1 pseudogene is annotated in these 896 nt (G+C 63.3%); it reads left to right on the top strand.

Annotation, left to right across the window (positions count from 1 at the left end):
* Positions 1-49: 49 nt before the first annotated feature.
* Positions 50-896: pseudogene (locus EYW49_RS22855) on the top strand (IS3 family transposase); the annotation flags it as partial.

The raw sequence follows: 896 nt of genomic DNA on the forward strand, positions 1-896 counted from the left end.
GGCGGGCAGTTCGGTAAGCTTGGGTCGACCTGAGAGAAGGACGATCCCGATGACGGGGAAGCGGAAGCGGTATTCGGCAGATTTCAAGGCGAAGGTCGCGCTGGAGGCGATCCGGGGCGAGGCGACCGTGGCGCAGCTGACGGTCAAGTACGGCGTCCATCAGACGATGATCAGCGCGTGGAAGAAGCAGGCGGTCGACGGAATGTCAGGCGTCTTCTCCGGGAAAGCCGAAGCGGTGGAGAACGCGCGCGACGGTGAAGTCGAGAAGCTGCACGCGATGATCGGCCAACTCGTCGTGGAGAGGGATTTTTTAAAACGAGCCTCCGGACGCTGAGCGTCGGCCGGAGGCGCGAGATGATCGAACCCCATCACCCCAGGCTCACGATCCGGCGGCAGTGCGAACTCGTCGGCATCAGCCGCTCGGCCTTCTACGGTCCGACAGCGGCCGAGACGCCGTTGAACCTGTCGCTGATGCGGCTGATCGACGAGCAGTTTCTGGAGACGCCGTGGTACGGCTCACGGCAGATGGCTCGTCATCTGCGTCGGCAAGGTTATTCGGTCGGCCGAAAGCGGATCCGGCGGCTGATGCGGAAGATGGGATTGCAGGCTGTCTATCAACGACCGAGGACGACCGTCCCGCATCCCGAGCACAAGAAATGGCCGTATCTGCTGCGCGGGCTCGACATCATCAGACCGAACCACGTCTGGTGCGCCGATATCACCTACATCCCGATGCGCCGGGGCTTCCTCTACCTCGTCGCCGTGATGGACTGGGCGAGCCGGCGGGTGCTGGCGTGGCGACTGTCGAACACGATGGACGTCGACTTCTGCATCGCCGCTCTCGAGGAGGCCTTGGCGACGCATGGAAAGCCCGAAATCTTCAACACCGACCAGGG

The sequence above is a fragment of the Siculibacillus lacustris genome (assembly GCF_004328075.1).
GTDB classification, from domain to species: Bacteria; Pseudomonadota; Alphaproteobacteria; order Rhizobiales; family Ancalomicrobiaceae; genus Siculibacillus; species Siculibacillus lacustris.